Origin of the sequence: Bacillus sp. XF8, assembly GCF_017498755.1 — a bacterium.
GTDB lineage: Bacteria > Bacillota > Bacilli > Bacillales > Bacillaceae_G > Bacillus_A > Bacillus_A bingmayongensis.
In genome coordinates this window covers 1-22,889 of sequence record NZ_JAGDQK010000038.1, presented here as the reverse complement: position 1 = coordinate 22,889, position 22,889 = coordinate 1, and the positions used below count along the sequence as shown (strand labels likewise).

Sequence of the window (22,889 nt, the reverse complement as noted above, 5' to 3'; positions counted from 1 at the left end):
GCTTAATGTGAGCAAAAAAATTCTTCCTCTACTTTTCTAAATGAGCTCCTACATCCTTTACAAACCTTTGAATAAATGATAATTCCTCTTCTGTATACTGATCTAAAAGTAACAACCACTTCTCTTCAGCTTGTTGATGCAGTTTCTCATGCGCCATATAAATTTCATTTCCGCTATCTGTTAAACGGAAAAATATTTCTTTTTGATTATCTAACATTTTCATCTTTTCAACGAATTGTTTATTAAACAATTTTGTACAAATTTTAGAAATTGCTCCCTTTGTCATTCCCATCTCTTCCGTAATCGCTGTCACATTCATTAAGCCTTTTGTTCCTATGCATTGGATTACGTGTAGTTCTGATAGAGACATACCACTTACACCTGTCTCACGAAGAAAAAGCTCATCATTTTCCTTCATATGCTCTTCTTTTTTATGAAAAAGTGTACGAATATCCGAAAGTATTTCTATTTGCCTTAATGTGCGGTCCAAGTCGGATCCCCTCCATGATACTTTATAAGTTTCCACAGAAACAATTTATCTATATACCATTGTAAAATTATTTTTTTATCTTTACAAGCAAGAAAATAATGTTACAATTATTTTAGTTTCCAAGGAAACTAAAATAAGGAGGTTTTATTATGCATTCATTATCTTCATCTAAATTAAAATCCATTCTATACATTGTTTGCATGAGTGCTCTATTAGGATCTTTCGCACAAAATATTTACACACCGGTCTTACCAATGATTCAAAATTCCTTTCACACCTCTCTTTATCTTGTAAATTTAACTGTCTCTATTTTTACTTTTGTTCTTGCAATTATGCAGCTTGTTTACGGACCATTAATTGATGCAAAAGGACGAAAATATATTCTTATTCCAAGTCTATTCATTGGTACTATCGGTTCCATTGGTTGTGCCTTTACAACAAACATTTATTTATTTCTTATTTTTAGAGCCGTTCAAGCGTTAGGAATAGCTGCCATTCCTGTTATAGCTGCTACTATTATTGGTGATTTATTCGAAGGAAAAGAACGTGGGAAAGCAATGAGTACATATCAAATGCTACTTGCTCTTGCTCCTGCTGTAGGCCCTCTCATGGGTGGCTATCTTGGAAGCATAAACGGTCACGTATCTATTTTTCTATTCTTATCTACAATTGGCGTATTCCTGTTAATTGCAAATACTACATTGCTTCCAGAAACAAAACCGGCTACGCCTAAAGCAGCTAGAAAAGCAAATCATTATCGGAGTATTTTAAGAAATAACACTGGATTTTCTATCGTAATTATTGGCTTTATGCAGTTTTGTATTTATTTCTGTTTCCTCGTTTTTTTACCTAACATATTAACAAATTTATTTCATCTAAATGCAGGGGAGATTGGACTTACGTTCGTACCAATGTCCTTATGTATTATGCTAGGAAGTTATTGCTACAAGTTTTCACAAATATTACTCTCAACAAAACAAGCTTTACTTCTTACTAGTTTTTTTAATATCGCATGCGTTATCCTATTCTCTTTCGTATATCATATAAATATCCCAATGCTTATTGTGGCTACATCCCTATACGGTTTTAGCATGGGATTATCCATGCCGACTCATACCACTTTATTGACAGAAGAATTTGTAGAAGAAAGAGCAACTGCCATTGGAACCTATAACTTCATTCGTTATATTGGAATGGGCACAGGACCAATTGTAAGTGGTTTTCTATTATTTAATCAAAATTACTTTTGGATTTTCTTTACAGGGGCGATTGTTTTTCTAATCGTGGTCTTATATGTGATGAAAAAACTAACTCGTTATCACACAAGAAAAAACGAGATTCAAAAAGCTAAATAACAAGCAAAAAAGAGAATGTCCCAAAACAGCTCTTTTACTGCACTTAGACATTCTCGCTTTATGTAGTTTAGGAATAAAGTTTGATTAAAAACACCCCAAAAACTTATATTTTAAAGTGTATAAGAAGAATCTATTTTGAAAAAAGATTGATCAAAACAGATTCTTCTTCAGCAAATTTAAGTTTTTTTATAAAAAGTTTAATCGTTTTAAGATACGTTTTGTCGAACATTAACACCTGTTAGTTGAATACCCAATCATTAATCTAACTCTATATTTTTTATTCAAAAACAATACATTTTTGGATTTAATATTTCGGCTGAATAGACTTTGAATTCAGATATATACATACCAGCCTTTCCTTTTCATAATTCGCAACACTCTTTAGGTAATTTTATCCAGAATAATATTTTTCAATCGATGAATTATTAATTAGTAATAGCGGTTTTCTTCAGTAGACATGGCAATTGCTTTTGTTTCATGAACTGTACCATATGGATGCTCTGGCGGCGCATAGATAGCGTAAATTTTAAGTGGTATATTACCTATATTGGTTACATTATGCCATTTTCCAGCAGGTATCATAATCGCATAGTCATCATAGGCCATTTCTTGAAAATCCAATTTATCTTTGCTATCACCCATTTGAACAAGTCCCTGCCCTTCTTCAATACGTATGAATTGATCAGTTGTCGGGTGGGCCTCTAAACCTATGTCATCTCCAACATTAATACTCATCAGAGTCACTTGTAAGTTTTCCCCTGTCCATAAAGCGGTGCGGTAAGTATTGTTTTGCTTAGTAGCTTGGTTAATATTCACTACAAATGGTTTTGATCCATAATCTTTTAATCTGATGTTTCCATAATAAGGATTCCAGTTATTATTGTTCCTATCGTAATAATAAGGATTCCAATTATAAATCCAATTGTTGTTATTCCAGTTGGTATGCATTGGATTTTGCCATTGATAGTGATGGCATGATTTACGGTACATATTCATGCTCCTCTCATGATTTCATTTACCTTTTATCCTATGCAGTTGCCTATTTATAGGGATACAACATGGGCAAAAATGGGCAGTAATAAAACAATGACAATACAAAATTATAAACAATTTATATTCAATTTTCCCCTTAATGTTTTATAGTTATTGAAGATAAATGCCCCGTTAACTTAACAAGAAAAGAAATATTCTGTATGTTCACTACATGATTTTGATCAATCTTTTTTATAAACGATCAGACTGTATTATAAATTATCAAACTTTATTTCAAAGAAACAATTTATACTCTCTGATCAGCCACAATATGAATATCGATATGTTTTGTTTGTCTCATAATTTCATTTACAATTGATCCTTTTCGAATTTCTTCCCACCTTGTTCTTGCTGATTGACCAAGTAAGATTTGTGTAACCTGCAATCGTTTCGCAACTTCAATAATGACATCTGCTGGCTTTCTTCCTTTCGCTTCTTCCAATAAGAAAGTCGCATGAAATTGATTCGTCAATGCTTTCCACTCATCGATTGTTTGCCTTTTGCCTGCCGATAATGATTCTATATTTTCTCTTTCTACATTTAACACATATAATTCAGCATTTAACCGATTCGCCATACGCCATCCACGCCGTATTAATTTCTCCGCCGTTGAACTGTATTGCACACAGACAAGAATTTTCTCTTTTACACCTATTGGTTCCGTCACCGACTGACTAATTTTCTCATCCATATCGTCTGCAACTTCGCGCAACGATAGCTCTCGCAAAGCTCCTAAGTTATTAACCGTAAAAAAATTTTGTAAGCTTTGCTGAATCTTTTCTTCTTTATATATCTTCCCATCTATTAATCGTTTCCTTAATACTTCCGGTGTTACATCAACGAGTTGAATCTCATTCGCTTTCTGTAAAATAAAATCAGGAATGCGCTCTCGTACTTTTACATTCGTTATCTGCTCCACAATATCATGAACACTCTCTAAGTGTTGAATATTAAACGCCGATAAAACTGATATTCCAGCGTCTAACAATTCTTCTACATCCATGTAGCGTTTTTTATGTTTTGAGCCAGGTATATTACTATGTGCCAATTCATCCACAACAACAACTTTAGGTGCTCGCTTTATAATCCCCTCTATATCAAGCTCATAAAATACCTTTCCTTTATAATTCATTTCTTTTAAAGGAACTTTTTCTAAATCAGCAATTGCTTCTTCTGTCTCTTTTCTTCCATGTGTTTCAATTAAACCTATTACAATATCAATGTTCTCTTTTTTCATTTCCTGCGCATCAAACAACATTTTGTAACTTTTCCCTACTCCTGGAGCAGCACCTACATACAGCTTTAATTTCCCACGATTTTGCTGGCGTATATATTCTAAATATTCTTCTGGTGTTCGCCTTTGAAATGTTGGTTTATAGTCATCTGCATACATTACACACACAACCTTTCCTAGTAAACAGCACTACCTCAATCGATTGGATTGAGGTAGCAACGGTACTATTTCATTATTTTCTGTAATTCCAAATTTAATTTCAAGACATTAACACGCTCTTCTCCAAATAACCCTAATGCTGCACCTTCTGTTTGAGACTTAATCAGCTGATCCAGCTTTTCTTTTGGAATATTCGTTAATTTCGAAATACGATCGACCTGTACGTAAGCTGCCTCTGGGCTAATATCAGGGTCTAATCCAGATCCTGAATTCGTCACTAAATCCATTGGTACTTCCGTAACTGGAACAGCCGGATTTTTATCCTTCCAATTCGCTACACTTTCTTCTACACGTTTTACTAAATCAGGATTAGATGGTGCATAGTTATTTGATCCCGATGCTTCTGCTTTATATTCTATACTAGAGACACGCCCATGAAAATAACGTGGATCTTTAAAATTTTGACCGATTAGTTTTGAACCAATCACTTCATTTTTTTCATTATATATAAGACTGCCGTCCGCATTATCCTTCATAACCGCTTGTGCAATTCCAGTTACAAGTAGTGGGTATAACAATCCACACAGGACAAGAAATGTAAAGGTAACACGAATGACCGGTGAAAGTATATTTTGTTTTTTAGACATTTTCTTTTCCCCTCTTCCTTAAATAAACAATCCCACAATCATATCAATTACCTTAATTCCGATGAAAGGAACAATAACTCCTCCAAGTCCATAAATCAATAAGTTACGACCAAGTAATGCATTGGAACTCATCGGTTTATACGCAATTCCCTTCATTGCTAACGGAATGAGTAATGGGATAATAACTGCATTAAATATCAATGCTGATAAAATGGCTGACAGCGGTGAAGTTAACTTCATCACATTCAGTGCTTCCATTTGTGGAATTGCTAATGTAAACATCGCTGGAATAATCGCAAAGTATTTCGCTATATCATTTGCAATACTAAATGTTGTTAGCGCACCACGTGTCATTAATAGCTGCTTCCCAATACCTACAACCTCAATAATTTTTGTTGGGTTGGAATCTAAGTCAATCATATTGGCCGCCTCTTTTGCAGCTGTTGTTCCACTATTCATCGCTAATCCAACATCAGCTTGTGCTAATGCTGGTGCATCGTTTGTACCATCACCTGTCATCGCAACAAGTTTTCCTTTATCTTGTTCTGCTTTAATAACTGCAATTTTATCTTCTGGCTTACATTCCGCAACAAACTCATCTACCCCTGCTTCTTTCGCAATTGTTGCCGCTGTTAATGGGTTATCCCCTGTACACATCACCGTTTTAATTCCCATTTGGCGAAGCTGTTCAAAACGTTCGCGCATACCAGGTTTTACAGTATCCTTTAAATAGATTAAGCCATAGATGCGATCATCGACTGCCACTACAAGTGGTGTCCCACCTTCTTTGGAAATTAGATCTGCCTTTTGATTCACATCTTTTGGAATCGTACCACCTTGTGCTTGTACCCACTCAATAACGGCACCAACTGCACCTTTTCTTACTTTTGTACCATCAAGTAGATCTACACCACTCATTCTTGTTTCTGCTTTAAACGGAACAAACTCACCTTGCTCAGCAAGCTCACTGTTATATGATAGAGCTTTTGATTTTACATATTCAATTACAGAGCGACCTTCTGGTGTTTCATCTAAAACCGATCCTAATGCAGCCCATTTTGCTAATTGCTCAATTGTTTCGTTTCCTACAGGAAGCAATGTATGTGCCATCCGATTCCCAAAAGTAATAGTACCTGTTTTATCTAAAATAATTGTATTAATATCACCAGCAGCTTCTACAGCTTTACCTGACATCGCTAATACATTAAATTTCGTTACCCGATCCATTCCAGCAATCCCAATGGCTGATAATAAACCACCAATTGTCGTTGGAATTAAGCAAACAAGAAGTGCCACAAGTACAGCTGTATCAATCTTGAAACCTAAATAGTTTGTAAAGATAGGTAGTGTCACAACAACAATTAAGAAAATAAGAGTTAAACTTGTCAATACTGTGTTTAAAGCTATCTCATTCGGCGTTTTTTGACGAGCAGCTCCTTCTACTAAAGAGATCATTTTATCTATAAATGACTCACCAGGATTGCTTGTAATCGAAATTGTAATTTCATCACTAACAACCATTGTACCGCCTGTTACCGAGCAAAAGTCACCACCAGCTTCCTTAATAACCGGTGCAGATTCTCCAGTAATAGCTGATTCATCAACAGATGCTAACCCTTTAATAACCTCTCCATCACTCGGAATCATTTCTCCTTGTTTCACGATTACAACATCACCTTTTCTCAGTTCAGTTGCTGAAACTTGAACAATTTCACCATCTTCTTTTACGACATTCGCAAATACATCTTTCTTCGATTGTTTTAAAGAATCTGCTTGTGCTTTTCCTCGCCCTTCTGCTAATGCTTCTGCAAAGTTAGCAAACAAGACTGTAAATAATAGAATAAGAGAAACTGTTATATTAAACCAACCTGGTATACTACTAGACACATTGGGAAGAAACGATAAAATAAAAGTAATAATAAATCCAATTTCTACTACGAACATAATTGGGTTTTTGACCATTACTTTTGGATTCAACTTCGCAACTGATTGTTTCATCGCATGTGTAACAATGTCACGATCCATTGTTTTCGCTTGTCTAACCTCATCTTCTACAACATGTACCCGTGATTGATTCACTTGTTTTTCTTTTACCACTACAGGTCTCATCATTTACCCTCCATCACTTCAATGTAAGAAATTCTGCAATTGGGCCTAATACCAACATTGGGAAGAATGTTAACGCCCCAACAATGACGATCGTTCCAATGAAAATCCCACCAAATAAGCTATTATCTGTTCGGAATGTTCCGACTGTTTCTGGTACTACTGTCTTCTCTTTTAATGAATATGCAACAGCTAGCATTGTAATTAAGCTGAAATAACGTCCTAAAAACATAACTAAACCAGTTGTAATATTCCAAAACGGTGTATTATCTCCTAACCCTTCAAATCCAGATCCATTGTTAGCAGCAGAAGACGTGTATTCATATACAACTTGCGTTAACCCATGAAATCCTGAATGAGAAATAGCATCCGTTCCTAAATGCGTTGAAAGAGCCAATGCTGAAAACCCTAAAATAAGCAATGGATGAAATAATATCGTTACCGCAATTAATTTCATTTCTTTTCCTTCAATTTTTTTACCTAAAAATTCTGGTGTCCGTCCAACCATTAATCCAGATATAAAGACTGCGATAATTGCGTACATAATGATATTGACAAAGCCTGCACCAACCCCACCAAACACTGTATTTAACATCATGTTTACAAGTGGTACCGATCCGCCAATTGGTGTTAATGTGTCATGCATCGTATTAACTGCACCTGTTTCGGCTGCCGTCGTTACTGTCGCATATAGCGAAGAAAAGACCGTTCCAAATCGTACTTCTTTTCCTTCTGTACTGCCTTGCACGCTTTCCATTCCCATTTGATTTAATGCTGGGTTGCCATGCAATTCTGATGACACAATCGTTGTGAATCCCACTAAAAATACCATAAATAATGAAACAAAAAGGATACGTCCTTGTTTTTTATTCCCTACCATTCTTCCGTACGTAAACGGTAAAGCTGTTGGTAATAGCATCATAAGCATCATTTGCAAAATGTTACTGATTTGACCTGGATTTTCAAATGGATGCGTGGAGTTTGCTCCGAAGAATCCACCACCATTATTACCTAGTTCCTTAATTGAAACGAATGAAGCTACAGGACCGCGTAAAATACTTTGTTTCACACCTTCAATCGTTTGTGCTGTAACCGCCCCATCTAAAGTTTGCGGTACACCAAGCGCAACAAATATCAGTGCTGTAACAAATGCAATCGGAAGAAAGACCCTTGTTAAAGCTCGTGTAAAATCAACGAAAAAGTTACCAAGTTCCTTGCCTGCTAATCCTCTTATAAAGGCCATTACAAGGGCTAATGTTGTTGCCGGTGCAGCAAACATTAAAAATGTAATCCCTATTAATTGTGATAAATAAGATAATCCATTTTCACCGCTATAATGCTGTAAGTTTGTATCTGCCATAAAGCTGATTGCTGTATTAAAAGCAAGCGTTGGCTCCATACCTTCAATATGTGCCGGATTTAACGGCAATACGCCTTGTAATCGAAAAATGAAATATACGACAACAATCATAAAACCATTAAGTGCAACTAACGATAATGCATACTGTTTCCAAGTTTGATTGTATGACTTCACACCTGTAATTTTGAAAATAAGCTTTTCAAAAGGTCCAAATACTTTATCTAGTTTTCTACTACCTTGAAAAGCCTTCTCTAAATAAATGCCCGTTGGCTTTGCCACAAGAATAAACAATAGCACTGTGATAACAACTGCGACCCAAATCATAATGAATGATTCCCCCTAATTAAAACTTTTCCGGATTTAATAACGCATAAACTAAATACACAGTAATCGCTGCGACAATAACTGATAAGGCAATCATCATGATTGCTTCCCTTCTTTCACAACTTTATCTGACCAGCTTGCAAGCCCTATCATAGATGCTACTAATACAACAAAGATTCCGATCATCACTACATCTAGCATTCCAATCCCCCATCTCGAAAATGTTAAATTTTACCATTTATCCATCAAAAAAAGAACACTGAGGCTCTACTCAGTGTTCAAAAATGAACAACACAAAAGTAAACCTCCTCTCCAAACGCTTACGAGGTTAGCTGTCGGATTCGGGCCTAAAGAGTAGCCCTACTTTCGTAATGAAAGATTCACCCCAAGTGACAATGCACAAAATTGGTTCCCCCGCTCCAAATACTTGGACTCAGCGATATCAGGTTGTTTTTGGAAAATTTTATGAACAATTTATGAATGTAAATATACTCCTCTATATTTGAGTTGTAAAGAGGTATATTACTTAAAATAAGAAAGTTTTTACCTGTTTAACCGCTTACATTGATTAATATTAATATTTTATCGTCTGTTTTCTTGTCTTTTCTTTGTTTTTCATTAAAATTAACTTTTAATTTGAAATAATAATAAAAAAGAGCGAATAATTCCAGATACTATTTTAGTACCTAGAATCTGCTCTTTTCTCATTCGTAAGCCTATTATCCGCTATAATCAGAATCATTCATCATTTGTTAATAACATGCTAAAAACGTTCGTAAACTCCGCCCACGAAAGCACACTTGCGTCAACTCCACATGTATTTTTTCATACGCAATCAGCTCAATCTCTAAATACAAACTATCTCCTGATGGTAATATCATATATGGTTTTGGAAAAATAGAATCTTGCATTGCTAATTCTTCAACTCGCTCTACTGATACTGCCCAACGGTTCGCTATATCCTCTCGTAATAACACCTTCATCTTCACTTCCTCCACCCTATTCAAAAAATAAAAAAGAAATGTTATCACAGTTTGTAAACACTACAAATTTAGCTCCAATTGTTTGATAGAGCCTTACTGGATATCTTTTATTTCTTGTGACAACTGTAATAGGCGCTTGAAAAGAAAAACGAATACGTTCGGTAAAAAAACTAACTGTTGGAAGTTCATCCCCTAGAAGGATTACTTTTTTAATCCCATTGCAAATATCGGTTAATTTCTGTTCCCCATTGCAGCAATAAGTTGCTTCAAATCCACATGCTCGCACTTCAGATGCTACATGTTCATTTACTGTAACAATAATCATATCTTGTTGAAAAGGTACTAATTCTCGTAAACTGTTTACTTTTTCCTCTTCCCCTACACAAATGAGCGTTACTTCTTTTTCCCCATCCATGCACATCATCCTCCTTAGCATAAAAGAATTCAAATATAGCTTGATATTCTCCTATACTAATCAGACCGATGAAGCGATGTATCCATCAATGCACCATCCTCTCCCAAGACGCTTACGAAGTTAGCTGTCGGATTCGGACTTTGAGAGTAGCCCTACTTTCATCATGAAAGATTCACCCCTAGTGACCATGCACAATTTGGTTCCTCCGCTCCAAATTAATTGGACTCAGCGTTACAAAAAAACAGATTCTGGCTGATATAATACTCCTAAATATGGAAAAAGTAAACAACAAAAAACCAGTTATAAAAACTGGTTTCCTCATTAATATTTGAATATTTATGCATGAATTTCTTGACGTTTGCCCCGCTATTTGCAGGCAGTAAGATCCCCATCCCAAAATGCAGCGAAAGCAAAAGCTATTAGGTAGGAGATTAACTGCCTGTAAAAGCCCGATTGGTGAAGGCTAATAATCAGTGGGGGATGAAGCTCCCTACTGATTAAAGTTTCATTTTATATGCAAAATGATTCGTTGGTCCATGACCACTCCCAATATTTAATTGCTCTTCAATCGCTATACTAATAAACTTCTTCGCTTCTTGAACTGCTTCTTCGATTGGGTACCCTTTTGCAAGTCCTGCCGTTACAGCAGATGCAAATGTACAACCACTACCATGCGTTTGTTTGGAATCAATTCGTTCACTTCTATATTCAATAAACTGCTCACCATCAAATAAGAAATCAATTACTTCATTTCCTTGATACGCTGCATGTCCACCTTTCATAAGGACGTATTTAGCTCCTAATCTATGCAATTCTTTCGCAGCTTCTTTACTATCTTGGATGTTATGAATCTCCATCCCTGTTAATACTTCTGCTTCTGGTATATTCGGCGTCACAACTGTTGCAATTGGTAATAAATACTCCTTTAACGCTTGCACTGCTTCTTGTTGTAACAATGACGCTCCACCTTTTGCAATCATAACAGGATCTAGTACAATATTATTCCAGCCAAACTTTTTAATATTCTCTGCAACAACCTTAATAATTTCACTACTAAACAACATGCCAAGCTTCACAGCATCCGGTGTTAAATCAGTACCAATTGAATTTAATTGTTCCTGAACCCCTTGGGGCGTAACTGGATATACCCCTTGAACACCAAGTGTATTTTGGGCTGTAATAGCTGTAATGGCTGTCATTCCGTATACACCCAGCTCTTGAAATGTTTTTAAATCTGCTTGAATACCAGCACCACCGCCGCTATCAGATCCAGCAATTGTTAAAGCTTTATTCACTTTCATTTCACTCATCCTTTTCATCCAAAATAACGATGATAAATTGTTTTTGCTTCTACTATATCTTTCGTTCCATGTACAAGAACCCGGCCATCTTGAAATGCAACTAATCTCTTTCCTTCAACCGAAAATGATAATAAATATGGATTTACCATTAACTCTGCTACGCGATTACGCAGCAGTTCTTTATATCGTTTAAAATCTAGTTTTTCCTTATGAGGCGGTCTGATTTGAACTGTATTTCTCCCGCACAAAACTGCAGTTTTCGATGTGTTCTCTTTACTTAAATACGGATAGATTGCCTCCTCACCACATGATGGACAATTATGTTTGCGAAGCTTTTGCACATTCATACATGAATATTCATTTTTCCATACATCAAACGATACAAGTCCATCTCGAAGTGCTTCATAATCCTCTACTAAAATTTTGAGAGTTTCCGTTACTTGATGAGAAACAACAAGAGATACAGCAGGTGAAATTATACCTGCTGTATCACATGTTGCTCCTCCAAGCGGGATGGATTGTAGTAAACAAGACAGACATGGCGTTTTGCCTGGTAAAATCGTATAAGAAAGGCCATAACTTCCTACACATGCTCCATAAATCCATGGAATGGAATATTTTTGTGATATATCATTAGCGATAAAACGTGTTTCAAAATTATCAGTTGCATCAATTATCACATCCACATTTGTAACAAGCTGTTCTAATTCCTCTGCTGTTACATCTTGAACAAAAGCTTCTACGATTACATTGCTGTTAATTGCTTGCAGACGTCTCTGTGCGGCTACGGCCTTCGGAAAATTATTTTCTACATCTTCCTCACAATATAGCTGCTGACGTTGTAAATTACTCCAATCAATATAATCACGATCCACAATTGTCACTTTTCCAACACCAGCACGCACAAGCATCTCGGCGTTCGCACTACCAAGTGCCCCAGCTCCAATGATTAGTACATGTTTTTCTCCTATCTTTTGCTGTCCTTTTTCACCAATTGGCGAAAATAACTCTTGGCGAGAATAACGATTATTCAACTACACTCATTCCTTCTAACGGGCTACTTGCTGTCGCACAGCGTTTACGTACAATACGTCCTGCTTCAAATCCTAAACGTCCCGCGTGAATACCTAGTTTCATTGCTTCTGCCATTTTAATAGAGTCTTTCGCACCTGATACAGCTGTATTTAATAACACACCGTCTGCTCCTAATTCCATAGCAAACGCAGCATCAGCAGGACTACCAACACCGGCATCGACAATAACTGGTACAGTTGCTTGTTCAATAATAAAGCTTAAATTTAATGGATTCACAATTCCAAGCCCTGAACCAATTGGTGAGGCACCAGGCATAATCGCATGCACACCAAGCTCTTGCAACTTACGAGCTAATACAACATCATCAGATGTATAAGGAAGAACAATAAACCCTTCTTCTAAAAGCATTTCAGATGCTTTCAATGTTTCTACAGGGTCTGGTAATAACGTTCTGTCATCACCAATAACCTCTACTTTTACCATGTCACAAAGCCCTGAAGCTTTTGCTAATTTCGCAATACGAACTGCTTCTTCAGCATTTTTTGCTCCTGCTGTATTTGGAAGCAATGTATATTTTTTCACGTCAATTTTTTCCAATAAATTCGGTTGGTCTGCGTCGAATATATCCATACGGCGTACTGCAAATGTTAAAATTTCTGCTTCTGATACTTCAATTGCTTTTCTCTGCACATCAAAATCTGAAAATTTCCCTGTTCCTAATAAAAGTCTAGATTTGAATGTAAATGGTCCAATGTTTAACATAATCAACCGCCTCCTACGAAAGTTACAATCTCAATTTGGTCTCCATCAAAAACAGATGTATCTTGATGGTCTTCTTTTGTTAAAATGCCTGTATTGCGTTCTACTACAACAATCTTTGTATCTAATCCTAAATGCGTAAGCAATTCTGCTACTGTCTTAACACTCCCAGGTACCTCTACTTGCTTACCATTAATTTTCAAGTTCAAGCTTCCATCCCCTTTCTAAACCGTTTTAGAAAGCAATGAATCTAATAAATGATTCCCTTGCTTTCCTTCTATTAAATCGGCCATATATTGACCAGAAACGGGGCTTAATAAAATGCCGTTTCGGTAATGGCCAGTGCAAGCATATAATCCTTTTATTTCCTCATGTTCCCCCATATAAGGGACTTCATGATTAGATTGGGGGCGTAATCCCGCCCAAGTATTTTCCCATTCCGCTTCTTTTAAAGCTGGTAAAATTGTATACGCACGCTCTAATATCGATGTAATACTCTCTGGTTGTACAGACTTATTAAACGTATGTGGCTTCATCGTTGCTCCAATTACATAGCGTCCACCACGTTTTGGCGTGATATAAAACCGCTCTTGGAAAATCGGGGATTGCAATAGTGGTTTACGGCTCTTTACAGCAACAACTTCTCCTTTCACAGGGTATGTACCCCACTCTTTATCAAAATGATGAAGGAGTTTTGTGCTCCATGAACCACCGGCAATTACTACCTTTTCACATGGAATCATACCTTCATTTGTAATCATTCCTACTACTCGATTGTTTTCTATTTTGATATCAAATACTTCTGTTTGTTCATATATATCAGCACCTGAAATGGCCGCAGAATGCGCAAATGCCTTTGTCAGTTCCGGTGCAATAACATGACCATCTTTCGGATAATATACAGCGCCGGTAATAGACGAAGAGAGAAATGGCTCTTTTTCACGAAGCTCATCTCCTGTCATAAAATATGATTCTTCACCTGTTTTTTGTTGCCAATCCATAATATCTAGTATTCTTGTCTTCTCAGCTTCATTTTGGGCAATCCGATATATGCCTTTCTCTTCATATCCAATATCAATACCCGTTTTTTCGCGTAAAGCTCTTGCAAGTTGCGGAAATATTGCACGGCTTTCTCTAGCAAGCTCAAATAGTGGATCATACGCATCCCATTCTGCCTGTACACCAAGTAAACCTGCCGCTGCTTTAGAAGCTTCAGATGCAATCCTTTTCTTCTCAACAATCGCAACTTGGTATCCTCTTTCCGCTAGAAAATGTGCAACTGAACTACCAATTACACCACCGCCAATAATGGTTACATCATATATCTTACTCATGATTTTCCGCCCACTTTCTTATTGTTTCCTTATACATTCTTGCTTTCTCGTATGGATTACTATCACTTACAATTCCAGACATAACAGCAATACCACTCACACCAGAGCTAAGAACCGCTGCTGTATTTTGAGGTGTTATCCCACCAATAGCTGTAATCGGTATCGTTAATCGCCTTGCCATATCTGCAATTTCTTCTAACCCTCTTGCTGGAACACCCTGCTTACAATTCGTTGGAAATACATGACCATAAACAAGGGAATCTGCCCCGTTTTTGAAAGCTGTTATTGCTTCTTCCAAAGAATGCACAGAATACCCAACATGCAAATAAGAAAACTTTTCCTTTACAGATCTAACATCAGCACTTCGATACCCCAATTGTACGCGAGGGATATTTAATAAGATCGCTATATCAATTCGATCATTCATTACAAGCTTAGATGCTGGAAAGCCCCTCTTCAGGAGGCCCTCTACACCTTCATATAATTCTTTCGTGCTTTTCTCCCGCTCACGAATATGCAAATAATCAATCTCACTCTCAATCTGCATTGCTACATTCGCTAACTCTTTGAATGTCATCTGGCCATTTGAGATAACATGGAGCTCGTCTTTCATATTCATTCGCCTACTTTAAAATGTTTTCGAATAATTCATTAGCAGGAACGCTCTCTTTTGTCATTCCTTTTTCTTTCAACCATTTATTTTGTTTTTCCCATGACTCTTTTGAATCTGATAAAAATGGCTCATCTTTCGTTTCCATTTTCTCTAATAAAATTTTCATACTTTCTTTTTCAACTTCTGGAACAAGCGGGAAGTTTTCTTTTTCTTGATGATCTAATAAAATACCCAGTGCCTCATCGGGATTCTTCTTCATAAATTCGTATCCTTTTTTCGCACCGCGTAAAAAGGATTGCAACGCTTCTTTATCTTTTTTCAATGTTTTATCACCTGTTACAAAAACAAGTTCATGATAATTTGGTACACCATAGTCAGCTGGGTTAAAGTATGCAGGTTCATGGCCTTGATGACGCATAACAGGAACTTCATGGTTAATATAAGCACCTGTGACAGCATCTACCTTTTTCGTAATTAACGCTGGTACTAAATCAAACCCAACATCTACTACTTTTACGTTATCTGGATTACCACCAGCTTCTTTTACCATCGTTTTTAAATATGCCTCACTTAAAGGCGTTCCAGAATAACCTACTGTCTTTCCTTCTAAATCTTTTGGTGAATGAATTCCAGCCGATTTTAACGATACAACATGGTTTAATGGTGAACGTACAACCGCCCCAATTGATTTTACCGGGATTTGTTCATTTGCTTTTGCAATGACAACATCTGGCTGGTAATATAAACCAACTGTTACTTTCCCTGCTGCCGCTAACGTTAATGGGTCCGTCGGATTAGAAGGAAATTTAATATTCACTTTCACTCCTTCTTCTTTAAAATATCCTTTTTCAATTGCCGCATAGATAAAACTATGGACCGCATTTGGATACCAATCGAGCATCACTGTAATTTCTTTTTCTTTCTTTTTCTTATCTGATGCCGAATTACTAGAACATCCTGCAATCATTGCAACTAATAATGTAAACACAAAGATGCGTTTGAATAATTTCATGAATGTTTCCTCCAACTAATCAATTTCTTTTCTAATATAGAAACCAGTAATACAAAGAAGATGGCTAATAATGATAAGAGTACAATAGGTGCAAATACGCCTGCTCCATCTAATTGTGTCATCATTCGTTTACTAAAGTACCCTAGACCCGCTTGAGCGCCAAGCCACTCACCAATTGCTGCTCCAATGACACTAAGAGGAACTGCAATTTTTAAAGCAGAGAAAAAGTAAGGAAGTGCAGATGGCAACTTTAACTTTAGAAAAATGTCTTTTTTTGTTGCACCGTATGTTACTAAAAGTTCCTCCCATTCCTTTTTTGTACTGCGCAATCCGTCATACGTATTTACTGCAATCGGGAAAAATGTAATCAAAACTGTCACAACTACCTTGCTCCAAATTGAATATCCAAACCATAAAACAAATAATGGTGCTAGAGCTGTAATTGGAATCGTTTGTGATGCAACTAACAGTGGATAAAATGCTCTCTCCATCCATGAACTAGCATTCATTAACATCGCGAGTCCCACACCGAGCACGATGGAAATAACAACTCCTATTAAAACTACGTATAACGTCGCCGGTAGATGAACTGCAAGCAATATATCTCGCAACGCCCACATTTTAGCTAGAATTGCAGTCGGGGATGGTAAGATGTACATCTCGTCTACAATTCTAGCTCCCACTTCCCAGCTCACAAGTAAAATGCTACTTAAAATCAATGCAGGTAATAATTCTGTCATACGTTTCATATGAGCACCTGCCTTTGCAACATACCAAGTAGCTCATCTTTTAGCGCGAGTATCTCAGGCTTATACAAATCTTTTCTTGAACGATCAGTTCCAAGGGGAACGATACGCTCCGTCAAAGTTGTTATGGGCTGCTCCGTCACAACTAAAATTCGATTAGAAAGAAAAAGAGCTTCCTCCACATCGTGCGTAATAAATAAAATTGTTTTTTGCCATTGTTTCCATTGTTCAAACAACCATTCTTGCAAAGTTGATTTCGTTAATGCATCTAGTGCACTGAACGGTTCATCTAACAGTAAAATATTCCCACCTGTTAATAAGGTTCGAATAAAGGATACCCGTTGCCGCATTCCACCAGATAAATCTTTCGGATATTTATCCTCGTATCCTTGCAAACCAAATTGTTCTAAGAGTTCCTTTGCCTTTACATGCGCTTCTTTTTTCTTTACACCCTGACATTCTAAAGGTAATGCCGCATTTTCAATAATCGTTCTCCACGGCAGGAGCATATCTTTTTGTGGCATATATCCTACAGGATGACTCGTTGTTTCTGTCAGTTGGATAGTTCCAGCCGTCGGTTCTTCTAATCCTGTAATTAAACGAAACAATGTACTTTTGCCACAGCCACTCGGTCCAATGATGCTAACAAACTCCTTTTCTTGCACGAAAGCATCTAGGCCGTTTATGATTGGCTTTTCATCATAATGAAAAGAAACATTATGAAATTGTAGTATGCTCTTGCTCCTCAAAACCCCACATCTCCTTACGATACGCCATATCCCAGAATAAATACTCAAATCGGCTGGAATATAAGAAAATCTCTTCTAATTTGGCTAACTCTTGTTCAGATTTCCCAATAGCTAGTTCATTTAATAAATCCATTAACCAAATGCAAAGGTCTCCATATTCTTCTGAGCTATATCCTTGAATCCACTCCCCAAAGAACTCATGATTCCTTGCTCCCGGAATATCATTTAAACGTTTTCCAATTTCCCAGTAGCTCCACATACAAGGAAGAAGAGCCGCAATTAACTCTGCAAGCGTACCATTTTGAGATACTGACATCATATAGTTTGTATATGCTAAATTTTTAGCAGATGGTTTTGCCTCTTCCATCTCCTTTACAGAAATACCAAGGCGTTTTGCATACTGTTTATGGATTGTCATTTCTCCATTTAAAATACCATCTATTTGTTCTGCAAATTTTGCCATAACTTGCGGATTAGTCGCTTTCACAACTCCAATTGCATATAATTTTGCATAATCTAGTAAATATAGATAATCTTGTATGATGTAATATTGGAATTTATCTTTTTCTAACGTACCGTCCCCCATCCCCGTTACAAACGGGTGATTATGACTTTTTTCCCAAACAGGCTGCACAGTCTCGAATAATCTCTCACAAAATTTCATTTATATTTCCCCTTCCTTCATATCTGTTTATCTAAATAAAAAAGCCACTCCTATATATAAGAAGTGGCTACAGCAAATAAAAACACATTTATTCGTTGTTCCACTTCCCTTCGCTAGTATTACCTAGATCAGGTCCATAAGGGTTAAGGATTATTCCTCTCTCAGCATGCAAAGCACCCCTAGTGGTTGTTACTATGAATTTGTCCAATAAAAAAGCCCTGTTTCTTTACGCAAAGAAACAGGGACTGACTGTTCATGTCCGAATTGCTTCCCTACGCTAGCATAATCTAGATCAGGTAGTAAAAAGGATCAAAGACTCTCGGTCTTACTCTCAGCTGGCAACACCAGCTCTCCTAGCATAATATGAAATTACCATAGTCAGTATAACACTGTCGTGGGTCATCAGCAACTGTTTTAACTTATTACTATCTCATTTATCCTAATTGGCAAGGACTAATAACCAGTTGGCTTACAGATTATAAAATGAGAATTATTCACATCTAAGTTCTACTATATAAAATATGAAAAATAAACATTCATATAGGCATGGCTACTTGTTCTCCTACTAATAAGTACAAAAGTGATTTTTCACTATCTATTCAGAAAATATCGATTATCTTTTATTCATATTCTAATGATTATTTATCTGTTATTCTTGTAATATATTTCGATTCCATTAAAAAATTGTTATTTTTTCTCATTTCATATTACAGTTATGTGAACAATGCACAAAGTATTATATCTTTATACTATAATAAAAAATATATTAATACATCTATGGGGGCTAATATTAGATGAAACAGAAAGCTACAGCTTTAACGGCAACTACTGTCGCAGTCGCCTCTCTACTTCCATCCATAAATCAAGTAGATACGCGCACTGTAGCAGCTCAGCAATTGCCTACTCAAAACACTCAATATATAAAATCAAATACAAAAATATTATATTCGAATAACAGAATAAATACAATAAATAAAACTAACTCCTTAAAAAAAACAGATATTGCGTTTACTACATCTACTAAACTTAAAAATAATTATATCGTAAATACCAATATTTTAAACGTTCGCTCTGAGCCAAATATCAAATCCTCTATTACTGATAGATTACCAAACGGCAAATTCATCTCTGTACAAGAAACAAAAGGGGATTGGTATAAAATCTCACATAATGGGCAAGTAGGGTATGTAAAAAAAGAATTTGTATCCCATACATCACAGCCATTAGTAAAAGGAATTACAACACAAAATCAATCTTCCTTTTATGTTGGTGCACCTGTATTAAAAGTCCGCAGTGGGGCCGGAACAAATACCTCCGTGATTGGATCTTTACATAACGGAACACAAGTAGAAGTTATAGAAACAGTCGGTACTTGGTATAAAATCCGTTTTGGAACAGCTTATGGATTTGTAGCAAAACATTATATCATTGAAAAGCAACCACAACCTAAACAAGCCGCTCCTTCTATTCCTGCTGTTTTTAAATTTCCTACTCAAGGAACAATTAGTTCTACATTTGATATGCGCTGGGAACAAATGCATTATGGTGTAGATATTATCGCACCAGGTAATGTTTCAATTCATGCAGCTGCTGCAGGCAAAGTTATAAAGTCTTATTACTCTGCTAGCTATGGAAATGTCGTATTTGTGGCACATCATATTCAAGGTAAACTATATACAACAGTTTACGCTCATATGAAAGACCGTTCAGTAGAAGTTGGTGATCAAGTTCAAACCGGGGAATTATTAGGACATATGGGAAATACAGGTCATTCATTTGGACAACATCACCATTTTGAATTACATAATGGTGAATGGAATTCTGAAAAGACAAACGCAGTAAATCCACTGCCTTATTTGGTTCGGTAATATTATATGCCACGTAATATTCCCTTAATAATTGAGTATTTAGCTTTTCTCGGTTTAATCTGTTGCTTAGTAATTTACAATACTAACCTTGTCTTTTTAGCTATCGTCATCTCATTTGTTGCAATTGAATCTTTGATGGAAGCATTCAAAATCCGTCTAAAGAAACAAATTTCTCATATATATACTGCATTTATTATTATCGGCGGTTTAATAACAAATATAATTTATAGTGGTTTTCATATTGCTGCTATACTCCCTGTATTTTTTATAGGGGTATTAGTAATTATTTCCCAATATATCTACATTCCTGAGCACCGTAAGAAGCAGCAAGAAGCTTAGAACAATCTTCTACATTTACGACTACAAAAGGGATCCCACCTGAAGGTGAGATCCTTTTTTCCATATATACACTATATTACTTGAACAAAGAAAAACTTCTCTTTATCCACACGCATATCGTTCATAAATAAAACTTAAATTATACTTCTTTTCTAAGCCCATTCGTTGTTCATCATCACACCAGTAAAATAAAATATCATGAATCGTTGCATAGCGCTTATTCTTTAGAAATTGCTTAATAAATGACGGTAAACAATCATGTAATTGTATAAATATATAATTCCGCAAGATTTCTTCTTTATGTTCAGTTCCTTTACAAACATACATCAACTCTTCACAATAATATGCATGTTGCGGAACTTGAATCATTTCAAAAAATGGTACATATGATAATAGTTTTCCAATGAAGTGCTCGTATCGATTCATAAACTCAAACGACATGTGCTCCATCATTTCCTTCATTACATAAAGATAATCATCCACATGCGTAGTTTTTAACGGATTAAGACGGTCAGAAATTTGAGCAATTACAGCCCTTTGACATGCAACAACAGAACGACTCGGTCCATAATATGTTAAAAAATCCGTACACTTACGATATTTTTTTAATAAGTCATATATGTATAAGTCATAAACGTATGTATTACAGTATATTGCTAAATGCATCATCTCTTGATCCAATTCTTCTTTGGACAATAGTTTTGCCTGTTTGCAAATATAAAAGAATGTAAGTTCCATTACTTCCTTATGAGATAATAGCTTTTCACATTTTTCAATACATTCTTCATTAAATTTAATTCTTTCCCATATCATTACATCTTTATTTTCTAATTCACCGACTCGATATTTTACGATTAAGTAGTTCCAAGCCACAACTTGAGTTAAAATATCCCACGTTTCATATTCCATAGATGTATGTACAAATTCATCTAATCTTTGGTTCACCATAAATGTATAAGCTTCCTTATACCAACCAATCTTTTGGCATAAACGAACAATACGAACTAAAGTTGGTATTTCATCTTTATGAAACTGTGGCAAGCTCTGTACTTTATTCATTGCATATAAGATAAACGGAGCCAAGTTTTCTTGTTTATAAAATTCTTTTTCTTTCCAAGCTAAAATTGTCCGTTCTTTTCCTTCACCTTTTGGACGATTTGGTACAAGTAAAGAAAATAAATCCGCAAAATTATTTGGTTCCACATAGACATCTGTAACCAAATTCCAATTTGGGTTACTCTGTACATCCCTCATATCATTTCCCCTCCGTTTCTACTTATATATGAAATCTTTGATAGCTTAGTAGGTAATCACGATATTATTAATATATTCAAAATCCCTTATGAAACTTATATTTATTATTATATCATTTTTTAACATAACAAAAATTAGTAATAGAAATTGTTAACCCAAATTTCAAATGAATTTAACATATGTCATTCTCCAGATATACTTAATGAAGCATCTTTACATCTTATATACATCTATGCCTAATATTTTGGATACGTTTTAATCACAATATAGTTTTATTTATATTATTAATAAAACGTATCCAACCTTACCTATTTTCTAACATCTAAACACACTGTATTTTCTAGGCTAAAAATAATCTGCCTATACTCCTTTATTCTGTATGCTCGGAAATCTCACTTAAAGCAAATCCTGCTTGATCATCAGCTTTCTCTGTTGTTGCTAAATCACCTAGCGCTAACATCCCAACAAGCTCGCCATTTTCAACTACAGGTAGTCTTCTGATTTGGTGCCGTGCCATTAACTCCGTAGCCTTTTCAATAGAGTCATCAGGAGATACGGAAACAATTCCTGTTGTCATGACATTTGTAATTTTATTAGACCCAGGATGTTTCTCAGCAATTCCACGAACAACTAAATCACGATCTGTGACAAGACCAACCACTTGATTGTTCTCTACAACTGGAATCATTCCAATGTCCTCTTCTTTCATTTTCACAGCAGCTTCATATACATTATCTAGCGGTGTACATTGTACGATATCGGTACTCATAAATTCTCTAACTGTTGTCATCTAGCTCTATTCCCTCCTTTTTATACATACTATAGTTTTTCCAAATTCCCTTTATTTATTATGAAATAAAGGGAATTTTAGATTGATCCTATCTTGTATTAGAAAAGGAAAGAACTTTCACATTATATTTTCACACAAAAAAAGAGCCAGCTAATTGCTGACTCTTTTATATGACCCGTACGGGATTCGAACCCGTGTTACCGCCGTGAAAGGGCGGTGTCTTAACCACTTGACCAACGGGCCATGGCTCCGCAGGTAGGACTCGAACCTACGACCGATCGGTTAACAGCCGATAGCTCTACCACTGAGCTACTGCGGAA

25 protein-coding genes, 2 tRNA genes and 4 riboswitches are annotated in these 22,889 nt (G+C 36.0%); of the genes, 3 read left to right on the top strand and 24 right to left on the bottom strand.

Annotated features, from left to right (window positions below; all coding sequences use genetic code 11):
• Positions 1-28 precede the first annotated feature (28 nt).
• A complete protein-coding gene (locus J4P91_RS21730) occupies positions 29-490 on the bottom strand; it encodes a MarR family transcriptional regulator (RefSeq protein ID WP_017153203.1) in 462 nt (153 codons plus the stop codon).
• A 149-nt stretch (positions 491-639) separates the two neighbouring features.
• Between J4P91_RS21730 and J4P91_RS21725 the strand changes: the two genes are divergently transcribed.
• Positions 640-1,845, top strand: coding sequence for an MFS transporter (locus J4P91_RS21725; protein ID WP_207995798.1), 1,206 nt, complete (start codon positions 640-642; stop codon positions 1,843-1,845).
• A 429-nt stretch (positions 1,846-2,274) separates the two neighbouring features.
• On the opposite strand, the gene J4P91_RS21720 is transcribed toward J4P91_RS21725, so the two are convergent.
• The 19 genes from J4P91_RS21720 to tenA all read right to left on the bottom strand — a co-directional run bounded on the left by J4P91_RS21720 (position 2,275) and on the right by tenA (position 18,318).
• Positions 2,275-2,835, bottom strand: a complete 561-nt coding sequence (locus tag J4P91_RS21720; RefSeq protein WP_207995797.1) for a cupin domain-containing protein — start codon at positions 2,833-2,835, stop codon at positions 2,275-2,277.
• Between the two features lie 289 nt (positions 2,836-3,124).
• Entirely contained in the window at positions 3,125-4,270 is a 1,146-nt protein-coding gene (gene kdpDN, locus J4P91_RS21715; RefSeq protein ID WP_207995796.1) for a KdpD-like non-kinase potassium sensor, read from the bottom strand.
• Positions 4,271-4,335: 65 nt separating this feature from the next.
• Positions 4,336-4,917, bottom strand: coding sequence for a K(+)-transporting ATPase subunit C (gene kdpC, locus J4P91_RS21710; protein WP_207995795.1), 582 nt, complete (start codon positions 4,915-4,917; stop codon positions 4,336-4,338).
• A gap of 18 nt (positions 4,918-4,935) precedes the next feature.
• Positions 4,936-7,026 (bottom strand): potassium-transporting ATPase subunit KdpB, encoded by a 2,091-nt coding sequence (gene kdpB, locus J4P91_RS21705; RefSeq protein WP_207995794.1) that lies wholly within the window; start codon positions 7,024-7,026, stop codon positions 4,936-4,938.
• 13 nt (positions 7,027-7,039) lie between these two features.
• A complete protein-coding gene (kdpA, locus tag J4P91_RS21700; protein ID WP_207995793.1) occupies positions 7,040-8,707 on the bottom strand; it encodes a potassium-transporting ATPase subunit KdpA in 1,668 nt (555 codons plus the stop codon).
• A 19-nt stretch (positions 8,708-8,726) separates the two neighbouring features.
• Entirely contained in the window at positions 8,727-8,807 is an 81-nt protein-coding gene (gene kdpF / locus J4P91_RS21695) for a K(+)-transporting ATPase subunit F (protein ID WP_000972378.1), read from the bottom strand.
• Positions 8,804-8,908, bottom strand: coding sequence for a hypothetical protein (locus J4P91_RS21690; RefSeq protein ID WP_026592831.1), 105 nt, complete (start codon positions 8,906-8,908; stop codon positions 8,804-8,806). The genes kdpF and J4P91_RS21690 overlap by 4 nt, the downstream gene beginning before the upstream one ends.
• A 102-nt stretch (positions 8,909-9,010) precedes the next feature.
• Positions 9,011-9,156, bottom strand: a riboswitch (cyclic di-AMP (ydaO/yuaA leader).
• 303 nt (positions 9,157-9,459) lie between these two features.
• The gene (locus J4P91_RS21685) at positions 9,460-9,690 is read right to left on the bottom strand and encodes a hypothetical protein (RefSeq protein ID WP_207995792.1); all 231 of its coding nucleotides are present in this window, start codon (positions 9,688-9,690) and stop codon (positions 9,460-9,462) included.
• A gap of 16 nt (positions 9,691-9,706) precedes the next feature.
• Positions 9,707-10,105 carry a hypothetical protein gene (locus tag J4P91_RS21680; protein ID WP_207995791.1) on the bottom strand — a complete coding sequence of 133 codons (399 nt, stop codon included), beginning with the start codon at positions 10,103-10,105 and terminating at the stop codon, positions 9,707-9,709.
• Positions 10,106-10,198: 93 nt separating this feature from the next.
• Positions 10,199-10,346: riboswitch (cyclic di-AMP (ydaO/yuaA leader) on the bottom strand.
• 256 nt (positions 10,347-10,602) lie between these two features.
• Complete coding sequence (thiD, locus tag J4P91_RS21675; protein ID WP_207995790.1) at positions 10,603-11,415, bottom strand: bifunctional hydroxymethylpyrimidine kinase/phosphomethylpyrimidine kinase; 813 nt, start codon at positions 11,413-11,415, stop codon at positions 10,603-10,605.
• Positions 11,416-11,420: 5 nt separating this feature from the next.
• Positions 11,421-12,440 (bottom strand): thiazole biosynthesis adenylyltransferase ThiF, encoded by a 1,020-nt coding sequence (locus J4P91_RS21670; RefSeq protein ID WP_207995789.1) that lies wholly within the window; start codon positions 12,438-12,440, stop codon positions 11,421-11,423.
• Positions 12,433-13,203, bottom strand: a complete 771-nt coding sequence (locus J4P91_RS21665) for a thiazole synthase (protein WP_207995788.1) — start codon at positions 13,201-13,203, stop codon at positions 12,433-12,435. The genes J4P91_RS21670 and J4P91_RS21665 overlap by 8 nt, the downstream gene beginning before the upstream one ends.
• A 2-nt stretch (positions 13,204-13,205) precedes the next feature.
• Positions 13,206-13,409, bottom strand: coding sequence for a sulfur carrier protein ThiS (gene thiS / locus J4P91_RS21660; RefSeq protein ID WP_207995787.1), 204 nt, complete (start codon positions 13,407-13,409; stop codon positions 13,206-13,208).
• Between the two features lie 15 nt (positions 13,410-13,424).
• Positions 13,425-14,534 (bottom strand): glycine oxidase ThiO, encoded by a 1,110-nt coding sequence (gene thiO, locus J4P91_RS21655; RefSeq protein ID WP_207995786.1) that lies wholly within the window; start codon positions 14,532-14,534, stop codon positions 13,425-13,427.
• Positions 14,527-15,147 (bottom strand): thiazole tautomerase TenI, encoded by a 621-nt coding sequence (gene tenI, locus J4P91_RS21650; protein ID WP_017153218.1) that lies wholly within the window; start codon positions 15,145-15,147, stop codon positions 14,527-14,529. The genes thiO and tenI overlap by 8 nt, the downstream gene beginning before the upstream one ends.
• 10 nt (positions 15,148-15,157) lie before the next feature.
• On the bottom strand, positions 15,158-16,159 hold the full coding sequence (locus tag J4P91_RS21645) for an ABC transporter substrate-binding protein (protein ID WP_017153219.1): 1,002 nt from the start codon (positions 16,157-16,159) through the stop codon (positions 15,158-15,160).
• Positions 16,156-16,908: an ABC transporter permease gene (locus J4P91_RS21640; RefSeq protein WP_207995785.1), complete on the bottom strand. Its 753-nt coding sequence runs from the start codon at positions 16,906-16,908 to the stop codon at positions 16,156-16,158. The genes J4P91_RS21645 and J4P91_RS21640 overlap by 4 nt, the downstream gene beginning before the upstream one ends.
• Positions 16,905-17,654, bottom strand: a complete 750-nt coding sequence (locus J4P91_RS21635) for an ABC transporter ATP-binding protein (RefSeq protein WP_207995784.1) — start codon at positions 17,652-17,654, stop codon at positions 16,905-16,907. Before J4P91_RS21635 ends, J4P91_RS21640 begins: the two co-directional genes overlap by 4 nt.
• Entirely contained in the window at positions 17,623-18,318 is a 696-nt protein-coding gene (gene tenA / locus J4P91_RS21630; RefSeq protein ID WP_207995783.1) for a thiaminase II, read from the bottom strand. Before tenA ends, J4P91_RS21635 begins: the two co-directional genes overlap by 32 nt.
• Before the next feature lie 88 nt (positions 18,319-18,406).
• Positions 18,407-18,509: riboswitch (TPP riboswitch) on the bottom strand.
• Positions 18,510-18,570: 61 nt separating this feature from the next.
• Positions 18,571-18,683: riboswitch (TPP riboswitch) on the bottom strand.
• A gap of 429 nt (positions 18,684-19,112) precedes the next feature.
• Between tenA and J4P91_RS21625 the strand changes: the two genes are divergently transcribed.
• Together J4P91_RS21625 and J4P91_RS21620 are read left to right on the top strand one after the other, a co-directional pair.
• A complete protein-coding gene (locus tag J4P91_RS21625) occupies positions 19,113-20,186 on the top strand; it encodes an SH3 domain-containing protein (protein WP_207995782.1) in 1,074 nt (357 codons plus the stop codon).
• A gap of 6 nt (positions 20,187-20,192) precedes the next feature.
• Positions 20,193-20,525, top strand: coding sequence for a hypothetical protein (locus J4P91_RS21620; protein ID WP_207995781.1), 333 nt, complete (start codon positions 20,193-20,195; stop codon positions 20,523-20,525).
• Positions 20,526-20,627: 102 nt separating this feature from the next.
• On the opposite strand, the gene J4P91_RS21615 is transcribed toward J4P91_RS21620, so the two are convergent.
• The 4 genes from J4P91_RS21615 to J4P91_RS21600 form a co-directional block, all read right to left on the bottom strand.
• Positions 20,628-21,779 (bottom strand): DUF3965 domain-containing protein, encoded by a 1,152-nt coding sequence (locus J4P91_RS21615; protein WP_207995780.1) that lies wholly within the window; start codon positions 21,777-21,779, stop codon positions 20,628-20,630.
• 370 nt (positions 21,780-22,149) lie between these two features.
• On the bottom strand, positions 22,150-22,569 hold the full coding sequence (locus J4P91_RS21610) for a CBS domain-containing protein (protein ID WP_207995779.1): 420 nt from the start codon (positions 22,567-22,569) through the stop codon (positions 22,150-22,152).
• A 171-nt stretch (positions 22,570-22,740) separates the two neighbouring features.
• A tRNA-Glu gene (locus J4P91_RS21605) sits at positions 22,741-22,812 on the bottom strand.
• 1 nt (position 22,813) lies between these two features.
• Positions 22,814-22,888 (bottom strand) — tRNA-Asn (locus tag J4P91_RS21600).
• Position 22,889 lies beyond the last annotated feature (1 nt).

Excerpts from the sequence above, each read along its gene's own strand:
- J4P91_RS21725 (WP_207995798.1), top strand. The coding sequence starts at position 640 with ATGCATTCATTATCTTCATCTAAATTAAAATCCATTCTATACATTGTT.
- J4P91_RS21720 (WP_207995797.1), bottom strand. The coding sequence starts at position 2,835 with ATGTACCGTAAATCATGCCATCACTATCAATGGCAAAATCCAATGCAT.
- kdpDN (WP_207995796.1), bottom strand. The coding sequence starts at position 4,270 with ATGTATGCAGATGACTATAAACCAACATTTCAAAGGCGAACACCAGAA.
- kdpC (WP_207995795.1), bottom strand. The coding sequence starts at position 4,917 with ATGTCTAAAAAACAAAATATACTTTCACCGGTCATTCGTGTTACCTTT.
- kdpB (WP_207995794.1), bottom strand. The coding sequence starts at position 7,026 with ATGAGACCTGTAGTGGTAAAAGAAAAACAAGTGAATCAATCACGGGTA.
- kdpA (WP_207995793.1), bottom strand. The coding sequence starts at position 8,707 with ATGATTTGGGTCGCAGTTGTTATCACAGTGCTATTGTTTATTCTTGTG.
- kdpF (WP_000972378.1), bottom strand. The coding sequence starts at position 8,807 with ATGATGATTGCCTTATCAGTTATTGTCGCAGCGATTACTGTGTATTTA.
- J4P91_RS21690 (WP_026592831.1), bottom strand. The coding sequence starts at position 8,908 with ATGCTAGATGTAGTGATGATCGGAATCTTTGTTGTATTAGTAGCATCT.
- J4P91_RS21685 (WP_207995792.1), bottom strand. The coding sequence starts at position 9,690 with ATGAAGGTGTTATTACGAGAGGATATAGCGAACCGTTGGGCAGTATCA.
- J4P91_RS21680 (WP_207995791.1), bottom strand. The coding sequence starts at position 10,105 with ATGGATGGGGAAAAAGAAGTAACGCTCATTTGTGTAGGGGAAGAGGAA.
- thiD (WP_207995790.1), bottom strand. The coding sequence starts at position 11,415 with ATGAGTGAAATGAAAGTGAATAAAGCTTTAACAATTGCTGGATCTGAT.
- J4P91_RS21665 (WP_207995788.1), bottom strand. The coding sequence starts at position 13,203 with ATGTTAAACATTGGACCATTTACATTCAAATCTAGACTTTTATTAGGA.
- thiO (WP_207995786.1), bottom strand. The coding sequence starts at position 14,534 with ATGAGTAAGATATATGATGTAACCATTATTGGCGGTGGTGTAATTGGT.
- tenI (WP_017153218.1), bottom strand. The coding sequence starts at position 15,147 with ATGAAAGACGAGCTCCATGTTATCTCAAATGGCCAGATGACATTCAAA.
- J4P91_RS21645 (WP_017153219.1), bottom strand. The coding sequence starts at position 16,159 with ATGAAATTATTCAAACGCATCTTTGTGTTTACATTATTAGTTGCAATG.
- J4P91_RS21640 (WP_207995785.1), bottom strand. The coding sequence starts at position 16,908 with ATGAAACGTATGACAGAATTATTACCTGCATTGATTTTAAGTAGCATT.
- tenA (WP_207995783.1), bottom strand. The coding sequence starts at position 18,318 with ATGAAATTTTGTGAGAGATTATTCGAGACTGTGCAGCCTGTTTGGGAA.
- J4P91_RS21625 (WP_207995782.1), top strand. The coding sequence starts at position 19,113 with ATGAAACAGAAAGCTACAGCTTTAACGGCAACTACTGTCGCAGTCGCC.
- J4P91_RS21620 (WP_207995781.1), top strand. The coding sequence starts at position 20,193 with ATGCCACGTAATATTCCCTTAATAATTGAGTATTTAGCTTTTCTCGGT.
- J4P91_RS21615 (WP_207995780.1), bottom strand. The coding sequence starts at position 21,779 with ATGAGGGATGTACAGAGTAACCCAAATTGGAATTTGGTTACAGATGTC.
- J4P91_RS21610 (WP_207995779.1), bottom strand. The coding sequence starts at position 22,569 with ATGACAACAGTTAGAGAATTTATGAGTACCGATATCGTACAATGTACA.